The organism is Klebsiella sp. 141162, from assembly GCF_050600755.1.
Taxonomy (GTDB): Bacteria; Pseudomonadota; Gammaproteobacteria; order Enterobacterales; family Enterobacteriaceae; genus Klebsiella; species Klebsiella aerogenes.
On record NZ_JAQIRI010000003.1, the window covers coordinates 188,106 to 207,265 of the forward strand.

A 19,160-nucleotide genomic window follows, 5' to 3' on the forward strand; every position below is an offset into this window, starting at 1 on the left:
GGTGCCCGGGCTCTCGGATTAAATTTCCGCCAATGCCTGCGCGCAGGCCCAGGCGCTTGACCACGCCCACTGGAAGTTATAGCCGCCGAGCCAACCGGTGACGTCCATCACTTCACCGATAAAGTAAAGCCCCGGCGCTTTGCGCGCCTCCATGGTGCGTGACGAAAGCTCGTTGGTATCCACGCCGCCGAGCGTCACTTCCGCAGTACGATAACCTTCAGTGCCGTTCGGCTGCACGCGCCACGCGGTTAGCGTCTCCACCAGTGCCTGCTGATCGCGAACGTTCAGTTGCTTCAGTGTCACATCAGGTATTTGCCCAAGCTGCTGTAAACATTCGACCAGCCGCTTCGGCAACTGCATCGCGAGGGTATTTTTCAGGCTTTGGTTCGGATGAGCGCCCCGCTGCTCGTTGAGGAACGCCTCAAGATCGCAGTCCGGCAGCAGGTTGACGGTGACAAACTCGCCGGGCTGCCAGTAGCTGGAAATCTGCAGCACCGCCGGGCCGGAAAGGCCGCGATGGGTAAACAGCAAATTTTCGCGGAACAGCGTACCGTTCTCGGCGGTAATGGTAGCAGGAACCGAAACGCCGGAAAGCACCTGCAGCTGTTCAAGCAGCGGTTTATGCAGGGTAAACGGCACCAGCCCGGCGCGGGTCGGCAATACCTTCAGGCCAAACTGCTCGGCTACCTTGTAGCCAAACGGCGACGCGCCGAGCCCCGGCATCGACAGGCCGCCGGAGGCGATCACCAGCTTCTTCGCCGCCAGCGTTTCACCGTTAACCTGTAGCCGGTAGCCTTGTTCATCGCGCTCGACGCTAAGAATTTCGCTGCGCAGACGGATCTGTACGCCGCCCTTTTCACATTCCGACAGCAGCAGATTGACGATTTGCTCCGCTGAATCATCACAAAACAGCTGGCCCAGCGTTTTCTCATGCCAGGCAATGCCATATTTACCGACCAGTTCTATAAAATCCCACTGGGTGTAGCGCGCCAGCGCAGATTTGCAAAAATGCGGGTTTTGGCTGAGATATGCCGCGGGTTCGACATACATGTTGGTAAAGTTGCAGCGTCCGCCGCCGGACATCAGGATTTTGCGCCCCGGCTTTTTGCCATTATCGAGCAGCAGCACCCGGCAGCCCAACTGCCCCGCCTGCGCCGCACAAAACATTCCCGCCGCACCGGCGCCGATCACAATGGCATCAAACCTTTCCACTCAACTTTCCTCATTCCCGAATTGTCGGGAATTGTAAATATTTCACTCTGGTCACACCAGCACGAAAAAAACAACATTCAGTTACGTCTTTGAAAGATATAGGATTACTCCCAACCGGGTAAAACCCAAACAGGAAGAAAATCAAAAAAAGTCTATATTTCACTTTGCCCGCGCCGCTAAAGTCACTGATAATGCGCCGCGTTCATGTCCTCAAAATGGCGTAACGTCCTATGCTACATTTATTTGCCGGTCTGGATTTACATACCGGACTATTATTATTGCTTGCTTTAGCTTTTGTACTGTTTTACGAAGCGATTAACGGTTTTCATGATACCGCAAACGCTGTTGCAACGGTGATCTACACTCGCGCAATGCGGTCGCAGCTTGCTGTTGCGATGGCGGCACTCTTCAACTTTTTCGGCGTTCTGCTGGGCGGTCTCAGCGTAGCCTATGCCATCGTGCATATGCTGCCAACGGACCTGCTGCTTAACATGGGTTCCGCACATGGCCTCGCCATGGTGTTCTCTATGCTGCTGGCGGCCATCATCTGGAACCTCGGAACCTGGTATTTTGGCCTCCCGGCCTCCAGTTCTCACACCCTGATTGGCGCCATCATCGGTATTGGTTTAACCAATGCGCTGATGACCGGTACGTCAGTGGTTGATGCGCTGAATATCCCGAAAGTCATCGGCATTTTTGCCTCGCTTATCGTCTCGCCGATCGTTGGCCTGGTGGTAGCGGGCGGCCTGATTTTCATTCTGCGTCGTTACTGGAGCGGTACCAAAAAACGTGCTCGTATCCACCTGACCCCAGCGGAACGCGAAAAGAAAGACGGTAAGAAAAAACCGCCGTTCTGGACCCGTATCGCGCTGATCCTGTCCGCTATTGGCGTGTCGTTCTCGCACGGCGCCAACGATGGGCAGAAAGGCATTGGTCTGGTCATGCTGGTACTGATTGGCGTCGCGCCGGCGGGCTTCGTGGTCAACATGAACGCGTCAGGTTACGAAATCACTCGTACCCGCGATGCGGTCAACAACGTGGAAACCTTCTTCCAACAGCGTCCTGAGCTGCTGAAGAAAGCCACCGGCGTTGATCAACTGGTTCCGTCACCGGAAACCAACACCGCGGCCAACGGCGAGTTCCACTGCCATCCGGCGAACACCATCAACGCGCTTGACCGCGTGAAGACGATGCTCACCGGAACGGAAAGCTACGATTCGCTGTCAGTGGATCAGCGCGGCCAACTGCGTCGTATTATGCTCTGCATCTCCGACACCACCGACAAAGTGGCCAAACTGCCGGATGTGAGCTCTGACGACCAGCGCCTGCTGAAGAAACTGAAAACCGATATGCTGAGCACCATCGAGTACGCGCCAATCTGGATCATTATGGCGGTCGCGCTGGCGCTGGGTATTGGTACCATGATCGGCTGGCGCCGCGTGGCGACCACTATCGGCGAGAAGATTGGTAAGAAGGGTATGACCTACGCGCAAGGTATGTCCGCACAGATGACCGCTGCGGTGTCTATCGGCCTTGCAAGCTACACCGGGATGCCTGTTTCTACCACCCACGTGCTCTCCTCCTCGGTTGCGGGGACGATGCTCGTTGATGGCGGCGGCCTGCAGAAGAAAACCGTCACCAGCATCCTGATGGCATGGGTCCTCACCCTGCCGGCAGCCATTTTGCTGTCAGGCGTGCTGTACTGGCTGGCTCTGAAGCTTATCTAAGCAGTAGTCATGCGAAAAATGGGTCAGGAAACTGGCCCATTTTTTTTTGCCGTCTATTCAGCGCAGCTCAATGCCAGATAAGCAGCGCAATCATACTCACCAGCACCAGACCACATAGCGCGCTGGTCAGGATGAACTGCCGGCGAACACGCTCACAGCGACGAATAAACTCGTCATCATGATGATCGCGATATCGTTGGGCATAGATATACCAAACCAGCCGCATTTGTTTACTGGGCTGCCCATGCGAGGTGAAAAAACCTCCGCCATCAACATATTGATAGAGCAAGGGATCGCAACCACGTAGCACAACCAATAATGCACGCAACGATGAGAAGTAGCGTGCCATATTCACCACACAAACGATACACAGGGCCCAAAACAGCGCAACAGTGCTGATCATACTTCCTCCCCGGCGACCCATCCACGGAGATCCCTCCGGGACTACCGCTCCCCAATATCATCCAACCCACCGTACAGTAAAAGAGTGCGATACCGGTCACGTTTATTTATCCAACCGGCTCATTAAATAGTGTAGGAGATCAGTTAATTTTTTTACCACAAGGTTAATCGTTATCAATACGTAAGACGGAATAATTTGTTTAACTAACGGTGAACCAGGTGCATTGACGGAGTGCGAGGGGCGCTATATTGTAGAAATTATCTTCTACAATTAAGTCCTTAAAGGCTTAGCCCCCCGCGAATCTAGCTTGCAGGACGCGGGCGAATCGGCAGCACAGGCTGTCTGGTCCAACGGTCATCGACAACTTATGGAAGGAGTAACACTATGGCTTACAAACACATTCTTATTGCAGTAGACCTATCACCGGAAAGCAAAGTGCTGGTAGAGAAAGCGGTTTCTATGGCGCGTCCCTACAATGCGAAAGTTTCCCTGATTCACGTGGATGTGAATTACTCCGACCTCTACACCGGTCTTATCGATGTCAATCTGGGCGACATGCAGAAACGCATCTCTGAAGAGACGCACCACGCGCTGACCGAGCTTTCCACTAACGCCGGCTACCCGATTACCGAAACCCTGAGCGGCAGCGGCGATCTTGGCCAGGTGCTGGTCGACGCGATCAAAAAATACGATATGGACCTGGTGGTCTGCGGTCACCATCAGGACTTCTGGAGCAAGCTGATGTCCTCCGCGCGTCAGCTGATCAACACCGTTCACGTTGATATGCTGATCGTACCGTTGCGCGACGAAGAAGACGAATAATCCGCTTCTCCTCGCCAGCCAACGCCCGCACCTGCGGGCGTTTTTGTTTTTATGCTGTATCCCGCCTGAAGCGCACCGACCACATCAGGATATCAATCCAGATAATTAATGTCGGTTAGTGTGATCAACCATTTATTAGAAATAATATCTATATAATAATCTATGCATTCAGCCAATGACCGCATCATCATGGGTCATCAGACTTTTTCGGCGCGTTTTGGCAGACGCGTTCATACTTTTTGGGATAGCACTAAAAGGCGAAGGAATATGAAAACAACTGCACCTACGGGCTTGCTGCAGCAACCCCGTCCGTTCTTCATGATCTTTTTTGTAGAGTTATGGGAGCGTTTTGGCTATTACGGCGTCCAGGGCATCCTGGCGGTGTTCTTTGTTAAACAGCTTGGTTTCTCTCAGGAACAGGCATTTATCACCTTTGGCGCCTTCGCGGCGCTGGTCTACGGCCTCATTTCCATTGGCGGCTATGTCGGTGACCATCTGCTGGGGACCAAACGCACGCTGGTGCTCGGCGCCGTCGTGCTGGCTATCGGCTACTTTATGACCGGCCTGTCGCTGCTCAAACCCGATCTTATCTTTATCGCGCTTGGCACGATCGCCGTCGGCAACGGTCTGTTTAAAGCCAATCCCGCGAGCCTACTGTCAAAATGCTATCCGCCTAAAGATGCCCGTCTCGACGGCGCCTTCACCCTGTTTTATATGTCGATTAACATCGGTTCGCTGCTGTCGCTGTCGCTGGCGCCGGTTATTGCCGATAAGTTTGGCTACGCGGTAACCTACAACCTGTGCGGCGCCGGGCTTATCGTCGCGTTGCTGGTCTACTTCGCCTGCCGCGGAATGGTGAAAGATATCGGTTCCACCCCGGACCATCAGCCGCTGAGTTTCCGTAATCTGCTGTATGTGCTGGTCGGCACCGTGGTGATGATTTTCCTCTGCGCCTGGCTGATGCATAACGTTAAAATCGCCAACCTGGTGCTGATTGTGCTGTCCATCGTGGTGACGATTTTCTTCTTCCGCGAAGCTTTTCGCCTCGATAAAACCGGCCGCAACAAGATGTTCGTCGCCTTCATCCTGATGCTCGAAGCGGTGGTGTTTTATATCCTGTACGCCCAGATGCCGACCTCGCTCAACTTCTTCGCCATCAATAACGTGCATCACGACATTCTCGGCATGACGATTAACCCGGTGAGTTTCCAGGCGTTGAATCCGTTCTGGGTGGTGGTCGCCAGCCCGGTACTGGCGGCTATCTACACCCGTCTTGGCAACAAAGGCAAAGACCTGACCATGCCGATGAAATTCACTCTCGGCATGTTCCTGTGCGCGCTGGGCTTTCTGACCGCCGCGGCGGCCGGGATGTGGTTTGCCGACCCGCAGGGACTGACCTCGCCGTGGTTTATCGTGCTGGTTTATCTGTTCCAGAGTCTCGGCGAACTGCTGATTAGCGCCCTGGGACTGGCGATGGTTGCCGCGCTGGTGCCGCAGCGGCTGATGGGCTTTATTCTGGGGATGTGGTTCCTGACCCAGGCCGCCGCGTTCCTGATGGGCGGCTATGTCGCGACCTTCACCGCGGTACCGGAAAATATAACCGACCCGCTGCAGACGCTACCGATCTACACCAATGTGTTCAGTAAAATTGGCCTCGTGACCCTGGCGGTGACGGTGGTGATGGCCTTTATGGTGCCGTGGCTGAACCGGATGATAAATACCCCAGCCAGCGCCGAGTAACCCGTTAGCCGCCCCGGCGACAACCGCCGGGGCGAGAATAAAAGGCGGCAACGGCCGCCATTATTTTAATCTAGAGAACAAATGAAAAGCTGGCTTTAATATATATTTATAATATGTCTGTAGTAGAGCAAGCATAATTCTCAGTTTTCTCCCCACCACACTTTTTCCCCGCCTTATTATGCTAGAGTACATTACAGCGCGTCAGGCCTCACCTCATAAAAATGGCAAACTACGTTCATATTTATACGTAATCATGCGGCGAATAATATAAAAGGAATTATTATGAATAATGGGTTTAAAAGGGATAACTTGCTCCAGATACTGAGCGAATTATTGCCAAATGAAACCATTGATGAACGGAAATATGTTCATGGTCTTATTCGTTCGAAGCCAGCGGTGCTGTACTTCGCCGATACACAAATAGTCCAGCTTAATCTTTCATTGTTTTATGATTACAAAGATAATTACCAGCGCATCCCTTATACTGATATACGCGAAATTAAAATGCGCAACGTTCTCTGGCGAAAGTTCGCGCTCATATATACCAATCCGATCGCGCCCATTGAAGTTGAAATGCCCGGCAAATGCCTCGGTTGCCCATGGCAGGCTGAAAACTTAAGCTATCTATTAGAGAATGATTTCTTTCAGAATAGTTGGCCTCATTAGGCCTTATTAAGTAGATACTGTTATCGGTTTGCAACTTTTTAAGGGTTTTTCCCGGACGCGGCGCGTTGCGCCTTCTCCGGGCTACCAAATCGCATCGTGCTGTAGCCCCGGTAAGCGGCAGCGCCACCGGGGGATTTTGAGATCGCCAGCACCAGTAGTGTCAGCCATCATGGTGAATTAATTAAAGGCAGGCCGCACGGACCGTAGGTCGGGTAAGGCGTTAGCCGCCACCCGACAAAAAACGACACCGCGAGTAGCGAGCCCAGGTAAGGCGTAAGCCGTAGCCCGGATAAGGCGCGTTGCGCCGCTATCCGGGAGATACCATCACGGCGTAATATTACTCCGGCGTACCGGCATAAATATCAAACCGATGCCCTTTGGTGACCACCGCGTTCGGCGTGGCGACATCCGCCAGCGGCGGCGCATAATCCGGACGCTTCACCACCACTCGTTTGGTCGCCAGCTGTCGCGCCGGCGCCAGCAGGCCATCGGCGTCTAAATCCGGCCCCACCAGCGACTGAAATACCCGCATCTCTTTTTTGACCAGCGCGCTTTTCTGCTTATGGGGAAACATTGGATCCAGATACACCACCTGCGGGCGCGGGGTGATATCGGTCAGCGCATTCAGACTGGAAGCATGAATCAGCTGCAGGCGCTCCTGCAGCCAGCCGCCGATCTCCGCATCGGCATAGCCACGTTTCAAACCATCGTCGAGCAGCGCGGCGACCACCGGATTACGCTCCAGCATCCGCACGCGGCAGCCGACCGACGCCAGCACAAAGGCATCACGCCCCAGGCCGGCGGTGGCGTCGACAACATCCGGCAGATAATCGCCTTTAATGCCGACCGCTTTGGCTACCGCTTCGCCGCGGCCGCCGCCAAACTTGCGCCGATGGGCCATCGCCCCGCCGACGAAATCGACAAAGATGCCGCCAAGTTTGGGCTCATCACGCTTGCGCAGTTCCAGATGCTCGGCCGTCAACACCAGCGCCATCGGATTCTCAGCATCATGCTCCAGCCCCCAACGGGCGGCCAAAACAGATAAGGCGCCGTCACCGGCGCCTGTTTCATCAATTAAGCAGATCTTCACGTAGCAATCAGCCTTTGATCCCGTAATGCTCAAGCATCGCGTCCAGCTGCGGCTCGCGCCCGCGGAAGCGTTTGAACAGCACCATCGGCTCTTCGGAACCGCCGCGGCTCAGGATATTGTCGAGGAATGACTGACCGGTTTCGCGGTTGAAAATCCCCTCTTCTTCGAAGCGCGAGAAGGCATCCGCCGCCAGCACGTCGGCCCACAGGTAGCTGTAGTAGCCCGCCGCGTAGCCGCCCGCAAAGATGTGGCTGAATGCATGCGGGAAGCGGCCCCAGGTTGGGCCAGGCACCACGGCGACCTGCTTTTTAATCTCGGCCAGCGTCTCGAGGATTTTCGCCCCCTGCTCCGGCGAGTATTCCGCGTGTAGACGGAAATCGAACAGACCGAACTCCAGTTGGCGCAGAATAAACATCGCCGCCTGGTAGTTTTTCGCCGCCAGCATTTTCTCCAGCAGTTCCTGCGGCAGCGGTTCACCGGTTTCGTAATGACCGGAGATAAAGGCCAGCGCTTCCGGCTCCCAGCACCAGTTTTCCATAAACTGGCTCGGCAGCTCGACCGCATCCCACGGCACCCCGCTGATGCCGGAAACGCCAGCGGTATCAATGCGGGTCAGCATGTGGTGCAGACCATGGCCGAACTCGTGGAACAGGGTAATTACTTCATCGTGCGTGAACAGCGCCGGTTTGCCGTTTACCGGGCGGTTGAAGTTACAGGTCAGATAAGCGACCGGTTTTTGCAAGGAGCCATCCAGTTTACGCATCTGGCCGACGCAGTCGTCCATCCACGCCCCGCCGCGTTTATGTTCGCGAGCATACAGGTCGAGATAGAAGCTGCCGCGCAGCTCGTTATTTTCGTCATACAGCTCGAAGAAACGCACTTCCGGATGCCACACATCGACATCGGTACGCTCTTTGGCGGTGATGCCATAAATGCGCTTAACCACTTCAAACAGGCCGTTAACGGCTTTGTTTTCCGGGAAATACGGGCGCAGCTGCTCATCGCTGATGCTGTAGAGATGCTGTTTCTGTTTTTCGCTGTAGTAAGCGATATCCCACGGCTGCAGTTCATCGACGCCAAACTCGGCTTTGGCGAAAGCACGCAGCTGAGCTAGCTCTTTCTCGCCCTGAGGACGCGCGCGTTTTGCGAGGTCGGTCAGGAAATCGAGCACCTGCTGCGGGTTTTCGGCCATTTTGGTGGCCAGAGATTTAAAGGCGTAGCTGTCAAAGCCCAGCAGTTGCGCCAGTTCGTGACGCAGCGCGAGGATCTCCGCCATCACCGGGCTGTTATCCCATTTCCCAGCGTTCGGGCCCTGATCGGAGGCGCGAGTGGAATAGGCGCGATACATCTCTTCGCGCAGCGCCTGATTGTCGCAGTAGGTCATCACCGGCAGATAGCTCGGGATATCCAGCGTCAGCAGATACCCTTCCTGCTCTTTCGCCTGCGCCTGGGCCTGAGCGGCGGCCAGCGCGCTTTCAGGCATGCCAGCGAGATCGGCGACGTCGGTCACCAGCTTGTTCCAGCCCATGGTGGCATCAAGCACGTTGTTGCTGTACAGATTGCCAAGCTCAGAGAGGCGCGCGGCGATTTCGCCGTAGCGTTTCTGCGCTTCTGCCGGCAGGCCAATACCGGATAATTCGAAATCGCGCAGCGCGTTATCGACCGCTTTTTTCTGCGCGGTATTCAAGGTGGCGTAGTTATCGCCGTCGCGTAGGTCGCGGTAGGCTTTATACAGGCCTTCATGCTGGCCGACCCAGGTGCTGTACTCGGAGAGCAGCGGCAGCGTCTGTTCGTAGGCTTCACGCAGCTCCGGGCTGTTTTTTACCGAATTTAAATGGCTGATTGGCGAGAAGATGCGTCCCAGCACATCGTCCACTTCCGCCAGCGGCTGGCAAAGATTTTCCCAGCTATACGGCGCGCCGTGCGCCACCGCGCTTTCCACCGCGGCCCGGCAATCATCCAGCGCTTTGGTGACCGCAGGGACCACGTGCTCTGGTTTAATCGCAGAAAAAGGCGGCAATGAAAAAGGCGTCAGTAATGGATTGGTCATATGCGCTGTCCTGTTGAAGAAGGTGAATGAAGCGCGCGTTCCGGCGCTTTTGCATGAGATCTAGAATGGGGGATAGTTGCGGGAATTTCAATGACAGGCGGTGCGACAGCGGCAATCCTGGGCGAACTGCGGTAAACTGTCGGTTAACTTGTTTACTTCCCGGAATCTCTGCATCCATGCTCAGTTATCGCCACAGCTTTCACGCAGGCAACCACGCCGACGTCCTTAAACACACCGTTCAGAGTTTGATCATTGAATCGCTGAAAGAGAAAGAAAAACCGTTTCTCTACCTGGACACCCACGCCGGCGCGGGCCGCTATCAGCTGAGCGGCGAGCACGCCGAACGTACTGGCGAATACCTTGAAGGCATCGCCCGTATCTGGCAGCAGGACGATCTGCCGACCGAGCTGGAGCCGTATATTTCGGTCGTCGAGCACTTCAACCGCAGCGGCCAGCTGCGTTACTACCCGGGTTCGCCGCTTATCGCGCGCCAGCTGCTGCGCGAGCAGGACAGCCTGCAAATGACCGAATTGCACCCGAGCGACTTCCCGCTGCTACGCGCCGAGTTCCAGAAAGACAGCCGCGCGCGCGTCGACAAAGCCGATGGCTATCAGCAGCTGAAGGCCAAGCTGCCGCCGGTTTCCCGTCGCGGTCTGATTCTTATCGACCCGCCATACGAAATTAAAACCGATTATCAGGCGGTGGTCACCGGGATTAACGAAGGTTATAAACGCTTCGCCACCGGCACCTACGCGCTGTGGTATCCGGTGGTGCTGCGCGCGCAAATCAAACGCATGATTAAAGATTTAGAAGCCACAGGTATTCGCAAAATTCTGCAAATCGAGCTGGCGGTGCGTCCGGACAGCGACCAGCGCGGCATGACCGCCTCCGGGATGATCGTCATCAACCCGCCGTGGAAGCTGGAACAGCAGATGAATAACGTGCTGCCGTGGCTGCACAGCAAACTGGTTCCAGCCGGTACCGGTCACGCGACCGTGAGTTGGATCGTACCGGAGTAATCGCAACCATCGGTGGAACCTTTTAAGCCTCGCGCTACAATCGCGGCAATTAACGATTAAGGACATATGGGCATGAGCAAACATTATGATTACCTCGCCATCGGCGGCGGCAGCGGCGGTATCGCCTCGATTAACCGTGCGGCGATGTACGGCCAGAAGTGCGCGCTGATTGAAGCCAAAGAGCTGGGCGGCACCTGCGTCAACGTCGGCTGCGTGCCGAAAAAAGTGATGTGGCATGCGGCGCAGATCCGCGAAGCGATTCATCTGTATGGCCCGGATTACGGTTTCGATACCACCATCAATCATTTCGACTGGGATAAGCTGGTCGCCAGCCGCAGCGCCTATATCGACCGTATTCATACCTCTTACGACAACGTACTGGGTAAGAATAAAGTTGATGTTATCAAAGGCTTCGCGCGCTTTGTCGATGCCCGCACCGTGGAAGTCAACGGCGAAACCATTACCGCCGATCATATCCTGATCGCCACCGGCGGCCGCCCGAGCCACCCGAACATTCCGGGTGTGGAATACGGTATTGATTCCGACGGTTTCTTCGAACTGCCGGCGCTGCCGAAGCGCGTAGCGGTAGTCGGCGCGGGCTATATTGCCGTTGAACTGGCTGGCGTGATTAACGGCCTGGGCGCCGAAACCCACCTGTTCGTGCGTAAACACGCGCCGCTGCGCAGCTTCGATCCGCTGATCGTTGAGACTCTGGTGGAAGTGATGAACGCCGAAGGCCCGCAGCTGCACACCAACGCTATTCCGAAAGCGGTAGTCAAGAATGCCGACGGCAGCCTGACTCTGGAGCTGGAAGATGGCCGCAGCCAGACCGTAGATTGCCTGATTTGGGCGATTGGCCGCGAACCGGCGACCGATAACTTCAACCTGGCGGCAACGGGCGTTAAAACCAACGATAAAGGCTACATCATCGTTGATAAGTTCCAGAACACCAACGTACCGGGCATCTACGCGGTGGGCGATAATACCGGCGCCGTCGAGCTGACGCCGGTCGCCGTGGCCGCAGGCCGTCGTCTGTCCGAACGCCTGTTTAACAACAAGCCGGAAGAGCACCTCGACTACAGCAACATCCCGACCGTAGTCTTCAGCCACCCGCCAATCGGCACCGTCGGCTTAACCGAGCCGCAGGCGCGCGAGCAGTACGGCGATGACGCCGTGAAGGTGTACAAATCGTCCTTCACCGCGATGTATACCGCCGTGACCTCTCACCGCCAGCCGTGCCGTATGAAGCTGGTCTGCGTCGGTCCGGAAGAAAAGATTGTCGGTATTCACGGTATCGGCTTCGGAATGGATGAGATGCTGCAGGGCTTTGCGGTAGCGCTGAAGATGGGCGCCACCAAAAAAGACTTCGACAACACTGTTGCCATTCACCCGACCGCAGCGGAAGAGTTTGTCACCATGCGTTAATCCGCACAGCCCCGTCTCAGGACGGGGCTTCATTATTGCTCCGTCACCAGATTACGCAGGATCTGATGGCCGATGTAGTTACTCCAGTTAAAGCTGTTTTGCAGCACCACCACCGCATTCTGATTCGCTTTATCGAAGCCGATATAGCTTGAATAGCCGCCGATGTAACCCACCTGATAGGTCAATTGCTGCTGACCAAACGTATCGGTCACCCAGGCAATGTTCGCTGCTTCAATTTGCCGCGGATAATAATCGACGCTAACGTCCCTGAATGCCTTATCCAGCGCCGTCTGCCCCGTGGGCGCGAAGTGAGCGCGGGCATAATTAATCAGATCGCCGGCGTCGCTGTACAGACTCGCCGCGCCAACCATGTTATTGGTGAACTGCCAGTCCGGCGTCAGCGCGCCGCGCGGTTTAAATTTCGGCTGATCGCCTGCATGTCCCAGCGCCCGCCACGGGTATTCGCGCAGCGTTTGCGGCTGGAAGCTGGTATTCCCCATCGCCAACGGCCGGAAGATCATCCGTGAAGCCAGCGTCTCAATCGATTCGCCGGTTTGGTATTTGAGGATATATCCCAGTATCGCAAAACCAAGGTTGGAGTAGCCCGGCTCGCGTTCCTGCGGCGCATTGAAGTTGCTCAGATAGCTCAACACGCCATCGGCATCGAGCTCGTGATAGAAGTTTTCACCGTCGTTAAGATAGGCCAATAGATGCTCAAGCGACAGCATATTCATCGGCTGACGCGGCAGCCCGGAGGTATGGGTGACCAGCTGCAGCAAGGTTATCTTACGGGCATCTTCGCTCAGCGCCGTACCCGGCGGCAGCAGAGTTTGTAAGGTGTCGTTCCAGTGCAAGCGTCCCTTGTTAACCAGCATCGTCACCACTTCAGCGGTTACGCCTTTACTTAACGAGCCGAGGGCAAAAAGCGTTTGCGGGATTATCGGGTAGCGCTGCTTATCATCTGTCACGCCGAAGCAGTGAAATTCAGCCGGACCGTTGTGATGAATAACCGCCACCACCACGCCGCTAACCTGCTTTTCACGCATGTAATGGCTGACGAAAGCGTCGATGGAAAGCCGCTGCCCATCATTTCCCACCAGGCTGGTTTCATTGCTGGGCGGACTCATTTGCGACAGCGTACCGGAACAGCCTGAAACCAACAGTAATGCCAATAGCACAAGGCCTAACCGCCTGTTCAAACTTCACCTACCTGCCGCGCATTTTGGGATGAGATAAAAAATAGACGCGGATCGTAGCGGTATTACTCCGCCAGCGCAAAGCGAATACGCTGAAAAATAAATAAGCTCCAGGCTTAGGACGCTACGCCACGCCGTTATTGCCGTGGCGCATAAATGCCGGACGCTGGTTAAGGGCCATATACCAGCGTTCGACGTTTGCCATCTCCGGGTGGGCGAACGGCGTCATTTTCCAACGGTGCACCGAAAGCCCCAGCACGATATCCGCCAGCGTAAACGTCTCGCCGGTCAGCCACGCGCCGGTGCGCTGTAGCTGGTTGTCGACAATCTGTACGCAGCGCGTCCACGCGGCGATACTCTCTTTAATGGCCGAGGGGTCCTGGAAACGCGGGTCTTTACGCACCAGCCCCGTGAAAGCGTAGCGCCAGGCGCTATTAAACTCCGTCGCCTGCCAGTCCATCCAGTGCTCTACCTGCGCCGCGGCACGTAACGCCGAGGGTAGCAAATCCTCACGTCCGGCCTTACGCGCCAGATAGCGGCAGATGCTGTTCGACTCCCAAAGGACAAAATCGTCATCCACCAGCACCGGCACTAACGCATTCGGATTGAGCGCCAAAAATTCCGGCGTATCAAGCGGGCTATAGCCGCTGCCATAATCTTCCTGCTGATACTCGATCCCCGCCTCTTCGCAGGTCCAGAGGACTTTACGCACGTTAATAGACGAGCGTTTACCCAAGATTCTTATCATCGTCAGCAACCCTTTTTCGTAATATGGCAGACATGAAGCTTGCCGGATAATGTGTATAGTGGATTGCAGAATAATTATCCACTACAGGTACTCTTACACATGGTCACTCCCTTCAACATTTTAACGCCCGGCAATATCCGCTTTGGCCGCGGGCAGGCCCGCAGCGCCGCGCCGTGGCTGGCGCAATATGATGCCCCGGTGCTGCTGGTTCACGGCGCGACCAAAAGCCGCGCCCAGTTTTTATTGAGTGAACTGACCGCATTGCATCTTCAGGTCAGCACGTTTGCTATCGCCAATGAACCCACGCTGGACGATATAGAACGCGGCGTACGGCTGGCGCGCGAGCGCGGCGTCGGCGCGGTGGTCAGCCTTGGCGGCGGCGCGGTCATTGATGCCGGTAAAGCCATTGCCGCGCTGGTCCCGGCAAGCGGGCCTGCCGTCGACTATCTGGAAGTCGTCGGAACGGGGAGAATACTGGAAGCCAGCCCGCTACCGTTTGCCGCTATTCCCACAACGTCCGGCACCGGCGCGGAGGTCACTAAAAACGCGGTCATCAACGTCCCGCAGCAGCAACGCAAAGTCAGCTTGCGTGACGACCGCATGCTGCCGCAGCTGGCGATTGTCGATCCGGCGTTAACGGATAACGCCCCCCGCGCCGTCACCCTCGGCTCCGGCCTTGATGCCTTAACTCAGGTTATCGAACCCTGGCTGTGCACCCGGGCGACGCCCTTCACCGATGCTCTGTGCCGTGAGGCGATCCCCCGCGGCATCGCCGCGTTAAAAACGCTGATGGAAAAAGAGTGTGCCGACAGCCGCGACGAGCTGGCCTGGGTCAGCCTGTGCGGCGGGCTGGCGCTGGCCAACGCCGGGCTGGGCGTGGTTCACGGTCTTGCGGGGCCGCTTGGCGGGCTAAGCGATGCCTCCCACGGCGCGCTCTGCGGCTGCCTGCTGCCCTTTGGGCTGGAACTCAATGAGTCGCAGGTAACCAATCCGGCGCTGCGCCAGCGTTTCCTCGACGTGCGCCAGTGGATCGCTGCCGGACTCGGCGTCTCGCCGGATGACGCCTGGCAAAGCCTGCGCGAATGGAGCCAGCGCTCGGGGCTCGGCAATTTACGCGACCTCGGCGTGCCGCGCGAAGCGCTGGAACCCGCCGCGCTGGCGGCCAGTAGTTCATCGTCGATGAAAGCCAATCCGGTCACGCTGGATTCAGAGCAACTGCTGGAGATGCTGGAAGCCGCCTGGGAATAAACGAGCCAACCGCCTGCGTTTACCCGGGGCGGTTCAAATTTTGTTGCATAATGAATGCTCCGAATTTCGTTTTCGCGCATTCACGATACCGGTAAATATTCACCCTTTAATTTCAAAGACCTGCTCTACTTCCCTGTCGTTTTTATGCACTGAAAAGCGTGACCTGACGCACAGTTTGTCTTCCGCAGACCGAAGCGAGTGTCTACGCTTATTAGAGAGCCCGGGCATGCCCGGCCCCTAAACTCACGCTATCCGGAGGCCTGTATCGCTATGTTCAGCCAGAAACTACGCAACGTTGATGACGACGAGTTGAGGATCGAAAACGATCCGTGCTACGAAGCCGATCCGTATGAGTTAAAACTGGATGAAATGTTCGACGCCGAACCGGAGCCGGAGATCATCGAAGGGCTACCGGCGTCCGACGCGCTGACCCCCGCCGACCGCTATCTCGAGTTGTTTACCAACGTCCAAAAGTCGCGCATTTTTCTTGATAGTAAAACCTTTCCCGACTGCGCGCCGAAACACGATCCGCTGGATATCCTGATGCACTATCGACGGGTTAAGCGTACGCCGGAGTTCGATTTGCGTCAGTTTGTGGAAGACAACTTCTGGCTGCCGGATAACCGCGCCGATGATTACACTTCTGATCCGAAACTGACGCTAAAAGAGCATATCGATAAGCTCTGGCCAGTCCTCACACGTGAACCGCAGGATCATATTCCGTGGTCGTCGCTGCTGGCGCTACCGCAGTCATATATCGTCCCCGGCGGGCGTTTTAGCGAAACCTACTACTGGGATTCCTACTTCACCATGCTGGGGCTGGCGGAAAGCGGCCGTGAAGATTTGCTCAAATGTATGGCCGACAACTTCGCCTGGATGATTGAAACCTACGGCCACATTCCCAACGGCAATCGCACCTACTATCTCAGCCGCTCCCAGCCGCCGGTGTTCGCCCTGATGGTTGAACTGTTTGAGGAAGATGGCGTTCGCGGCGCGCGCCGCTATCTTGACCATCTCAAATTAGAGCACGCCTTCTGGATGGACGGCGCGGAATCGCTGATCCCTAACCAGGCCTACCGTCACGTGGTACGTATGCCTGACGGTTCGCTGCTTAACCGCTACTGGGACGACCGCGATACGCCGCGCGATGAATCCTGGCGAGAAGATGTAGAAACGGCAAAACATTCCGGCCGCCCGCCGAACGAGGTCTATCGTGACCTGCGCGCCGGCGCGGCTTCCGGCTGGGACTACTCCAGCCGCTGGCTGCGCGATATCACCCGGCTGGCGAGTATCCGCACCACCCAGTTTATTCCCATCGACCTCAACGCTTTTCTGTTTAAGCTGGAAAATACCATCGCCAATCTCTCCGGCCTGAAGGGCGATCGCGAAGCTGAAGCCGAATTTCGCCGTAAAGCTAACGCACGCCGGGAGGCGGTGACCCGCTATCTGTGGGATGAAGAGTGCGGCTGTTTTCGCGATTACGACTGGCGCCGTGAGCAGTTGGCCTTGTTCTCCGCCGCCAGTATCGTCACGCTATATGTCGGGATGGCGACTCACGCCCAGGCCGAACGGCTGGCGGATGCCGTACGCGCGCGTCTGCTCACCCCTGGCGGCATCATGGCGACGGAATATGAAAGCGGAGAACAGTGGGATAAACCCAACGGCTGGGCGCCGCTGCAGTGGATGGCGGTACAGGGATTCAAAATGTACGGCCACGACCCGCTCGGCGATGAAATCGCCCAGAGCTGGCTGCAGACGGTGAATCAATTTTATCTCAAACACCACAAGCTGATTGAGAAATATCATATCGCCAGCGGCGTCCCACATGAGGGTGGCGGCGGGGAGTATCCGCTGCAGGATGGCTTCGGCTGGACCAACGGCGTGGTACGGCGACTCATCAGCCTGTACGGCGAGCCGAGGTCTTCATGAGGCACTTTCCGTCGGCATGCTGTGCTGCTAAGGTTTTATTTTCCCCTTGCCAGAGCCGACAACATGCCCGAACTGCTTACGCCGCGGCTGCGCTGCTCGCCGCTGCAGCTTGACGACTGGTCTTTTTTTCTCAGCCTGCAACAGGATCCGCAGGTGATGCTCTATGTCGCGGATAACCGGCCCATCGCCGATATCCGCGCCGCGTTTGATACGCGCCTGCCGGCCTGGTCGCCTAAGGCCGCGCACTGGTTATGTCTGGTGGTTCGCGATCGGCAAAGCCATACGCCCCTCGGCCTGACCGGCTATTGCCACCACGATGATGATATTGCCGAAGTGGGCTTTCTCTTCGCCCCACAGGCGCAGGGCCAGGGCTACGGATATGAATCACTGCGGGCGCTATGTGATTACGCGTTTTCTACAGGCGGCATCCGTCGCCTGACCGCCAGCGTCACCGCCGGGAACCAGGCCTCAAAACAACTGCTGCTAAAAACAGGATTTATTCAGGAAGGAGAGCTACGCGAGAGCTACTGGCTACATGGCCGTTGGCACAATGACTGGCTGTTTGGCCTGATGCGCCACGATTACCAATAAGGCCCTGGGCCATCCGGCGAATGGGGGCAACCCCGCTTTTCCTCTACACTGCCGCCAACCACAGAGGAAAAGATCATGACCGTCACCACGTTAAGCCTGCCGGGGCTGCGTTTTATCCAGCAGACGCAAGGGCTGGCGCTACTGCCGTATCAGGACAAATTTGGGCAATGGCGGGTCGGCTACGGCCACGCTATCGGTGAAGATGAGAAAGAGACGCCCATCACCGCCGAACTGGCGATGATGCTATTGACGCTAGACCTGCTGCGGTGCCAACAGATATTACAGCGAAGGTTAGTCGTGGAACTGACTCAGCCGCAGTGCGATGCCCTGCTGGCGCTGGTATTCAGTTTAGATGGCAGCGCCCAACCGGAGTTGGAGGCTATTTTGCGTTCACTTAACAGCCACAACATAACGCAGGCGCTGGCGATATGGCGGAAAATTGACCGCGATAACGCCTTCCGCCTGCAGGAGTGCGAGTGGTTTTCTCAGACCAGTTAATTTTCACCGACGCTATTAAATGCCATCGCCGCCTGGGTCCGATTTTTCACATCCAGCCGCCGATATAACGACTCAAGATGCGCTTTCACGGTCCCGGCGCTGATATTTAACGTACGGCTAATTTCCTTATTAGAGCTGCCTTCCGCCAGCAGTTTTAAAATTTCCTGCTGGCGACGACTTAAATGCACAGCGTGTTTCCCGCGCTCCGCCGAAGTCATTAACCAGGTGCCAGGCAGACACATCATACCCAACATGATGCTATTAATGATCTGGGCAAACATATCGGCGCTATCCTCACGTTGGGCAATGGCGCGCACGTTCCACGCCAGCGCTCGTTGCAGCCAGCTTTTATTATCATCCGAAACCACTAATAATACTTTGGCATGCGGAAAACGCTGCTGCTTCTCCTGGAGCAACCAGCAACAAAATTCACTATTCAGGTCGCCATCAAGGATAAGAAGCGCCTGCGGATGAGCCGTGAGCAGTTGCCACAGCTGTTCTGCCTGACAGGTGCTATGAATATTAATTTCAGGAATACGTTGTTGTAAGCCGACCTTCATTCCATGAATAAATATTGACTGCCTGTCAAACATGATTACTTGCATGGACTGCTCTCCATCGAAAAAATACCCCTTAAAAAGTGGGGGAAGGGTAATATCAGCCGACAAAAATAAGAACTCGCCGTATGACCTAAGCCATTTTACCGATGGAGTAGATGATATAAACATCATGAAGATGAATAGTTACACGCCAGCGCGGAACGATTACCCATTCATAATATTTATTACATTTGATG

The 19,160-nt window shown here is 55.9% G+C and carries 17 protein-coding genes; 10 read left to right on the top strand and 7 right to left on the bottom strand.

Features of this window, described 5'->3' with window-relative positions; translation table 11 throughout:
- Nucleotides 1-18: 18 nt before the first annotated feature.
- Entirely contained in the window at nucleotides 19-1,212 is a 1,194-nt protein-coding gene (locus PGR23_RS12115) for an NAD(P)/FAD-dependent oxidoreductase (protein WP_047047843.1), read from the bottom strand.
- Nucleotides 1,213-1,442: 230 nt separating this feature from the next.
- Here PGR23_RS12115 and pitA point away from each other — a divergent pair, with 230 nt between their 5' ends.
- A complete protein-coding gene (pitA, locus tag PGR23_RS12120; protein WP_045397146.1) occupies nucleotides 1,443-2,939 on the top strand; it encodes an inorganic phosphate transporter PitA in 1,497 nt (498 codons plus the stop codon).
- A 67-nt stretch (nucleotides 2,940-3,006) separates the two neighbouring features.
- On the opposite strand, the gene uspB is transcribed toward pitA, so the two are convergent.
- Entirely contained in the window at nucleotides 3,007-3,342 is a 336-nt protein-coding gene (uspB, locus tag PGR23_RS12125; RefSeq protein WP_015703743.1) for a universal stress protein UspB, read from the bottom strand.
- A gap of 384 nt (nucleotides 3,343-3,726) precedes the next feature.
- On the opposite strand from uspB, the gene uspA reads away from it, so the two are divergent.
- The 3 genes from uspA (at nucleotide 3,727) to PGR23_RS12140 (ending at nucleotide 6,570) form a co-directional block, all read left to right on the top strand.
- Nucleotides 3,727-4,164 carry a universal stress protein UspA gene (gene uspA / locus PGR23_RS12130; RefSeq protein WP_004145166.1) on the top strand — a complete coding sequence of 146 codons (438 nt, stop codon included), beginning with the start codon at nucleotides 3,727-3,729 and terminating at the stop codon, nucleotides 4,162-4,164.
- A 267-nt stretch (nucleotides 4,165-4,431) separates the two neighbouring features.
- Nucleotides 4,432-5,904, top strand: coding sequence for a dipeptide/tripeptide permease DtpB (dtpB, locus tag PGR23_RS12135; RefSeq protein WP_045397149.1), 1,473 nt, complete (start codon nucleotides 4,432-4,434; stop codon nucleotides 5,902-5,904).
- 282 nt (nucleotides 5,905-6,186) lie between these two features.
- Complete coding sequence (locus PGR23_RS12140) at nucleotides 6,187-6,570, top strand: hypothetical protein (protein WP_045397151.1); 384 nt, start codon at nucleotides 6,187-6,189, stop codon at nucleotides 6,568-6,570.
- Between the two features lie 337 nt (nucleotides 6,571-6,907).
- Here PGR23_RS12140 and rsmJ read toward each other — a convergent pair whose 3' ends face one another.
- Nucleotides 6,908-7,660, bottom strand: a complete 753-nt coding sequence (gene rsmJ, locus PGR23_RS12145; protein WP_047078852.1) for a 16S rRNA (guanine(1516)-N(2))-methyltransferase RsmJ — start codon at nucleotides 7,658-7,660, stop codon at nucleotides 6,908-6,910.
- Between the two features lie 7 nt (nucleotides 7,661-7,667).
- A complete protein-coding gene (prlC, locus tag PGR23_RS12150) occupies nucleotides 7,668-9,710 on the bottom strand; it encodes an oligopeptidase A (protein WP_045397157.1) in 2,043 nt (680 codons plus the stop codon).
- Between the two features lie 176 nt (nucleotides 9,711-9,886).
- Here prlC and PGR23_RS12155 point away from each other — a divergent pair, with 176 nt between their 5' ends.
- Both PGR23_RS12155 and gorA read left to right on the top strand, forming a co-directional pair.
- Nucleotides 9,887-10,729, top strand: coding sequence for a 23S rRNA (adenine(2030)-N(6))-methyltransferase RlmJ (locus PGR23_RS12155; protein ID WP_015703746.1), 843 nt, complete (start codon nucleotides 9,887-9,889; stop codon nucleotides 10,727-10,729).
- A 72-nt stretch (nucleotides 10,730-10,801) separates the two neighbouring features.
- Nucleotides 10,802-12,154, top strand: a complete 1,353-nt coding sequence (gene gorA, locus PGR23_RS12160; RefSeq protein WP_396279325.1) for a glutathione-disulfide reductase — start codon at nucleotides 10,802-10,804, stop codon at nucleotides 12,152-12,154.
- A gap of 32 nt (nucleotides 12,155-12,186) precedes the next feature.
- Here the strand turns inward: gorA and PGR23_RS12165 are convergent, their stop codons facing one another.
- Together PGR23_RS12165 and PGR23_RS12170 are read right to left on the bottom strand one after the other, a co-directional pair.
- Entirely contained in the window at nucleotides 12,187-13,281 is a 1,095-nt protein-coding gene (locus PGR23_RS12165) for a serine hydrolase domain-containing protein (RefSeq protein WP_047078849.1), read from the bottom strand.
- A 193-nt stretch (nucleotides 13,282-13,474) separates the two neighbouring features.
- The gene (locus PGR23_RS12170) at nucleotides 13,475-14,098 is read right to left on the bottom strand and encodes a glutathione S-transferase family protein (RefSeq protein ID WP_047078848.1); all 624 of its coding nucleotides are present in this window, start codon (nucleotides 14,096-14,098) and stop codon (nucleotides 13,475-13,477) included.
- A gap of 99 nt (nucleotides 14,099-14,197) precedes the next feature.
- Between PGR23_RS12170 and PGR23_RS12175 the strand changes: the two genes are divergently transcribed.
- From PGR23_RS12175 to PGR23_RS12190, 4 genes are all read left to right on the top strand, one after another.
- Complete coding sequence (locus PGR23_RS12175; RefSeq protein WP_047078847.1) at nucleotides 14,198-15,346, top strand: iron-containing alcohol dehydrogenase; 1,149 nt, start codon at nucleotides 14,198-14,200, stop codon at nucleotides 15,344-15,346.
- A 270-nt stretch (nucleotides 15,347-15,616) separates the two neighbouring features.
- Nucleotides 15,617-17,275, top strand: coding sequence for an alpha,alpha-trehalase (locus tag PGR23_RS12180; RefSeq protein ID WP_047078846.1), 1,659 nt, complete (start codon nucleotides 15,617-15,619; stop codon nucleotides 17,273-17,275).
- Nucleotides 17,276-17,338: 63 nt separating this feature from the next.
- The gene (locus PGR23_RS12185) at nucleotides 17,339-17,866 is read left to right on the top strand and encodes a GNAT family N-acetyltransferase (RefSeq protein WP_047047824.1); all 528 of its coding nucleotides are present in this window, start codon (nucleotides 17,339-17,341) and stop codon (nucleotides 17,864-17,866) included.
- Nucleotides 17,867-17,941: 75 nt separating this feature from the next.
- Nucleotides 17,942-18,364, top strand: coding sequence for a glycoside hydrolase family protein (locus PGR23_RS12190; protein WP_047047822.1), 423 nt, complete (start codon nucleotides 17,942-17,944; stop codon nucleotides 18,362-18,364).
- On the opposite strand, the gene PGR23_RS12195 is transcribed toward PGR23_RS12190, so the two are convergent.
- Nucleotides 18,361-18,969 (bottom strand): helix-turn-helix transcriptional regulator, encoded by a 609-nt coding sequence (locus PGR23_RS12195; protein ID WP_015703753.1) that lies wholly within the window; start codon nucleotides 18,967-18,969, stop codon nucleotides 18,361-18,363. The two genes, PGR23_RS12190 and PGR23_RS12195, sit on opposite strands and share 4 nt — an antisense overlap.
- Nucleotides 18,970-19,160 lie beyond the last annotated feature (191 nt).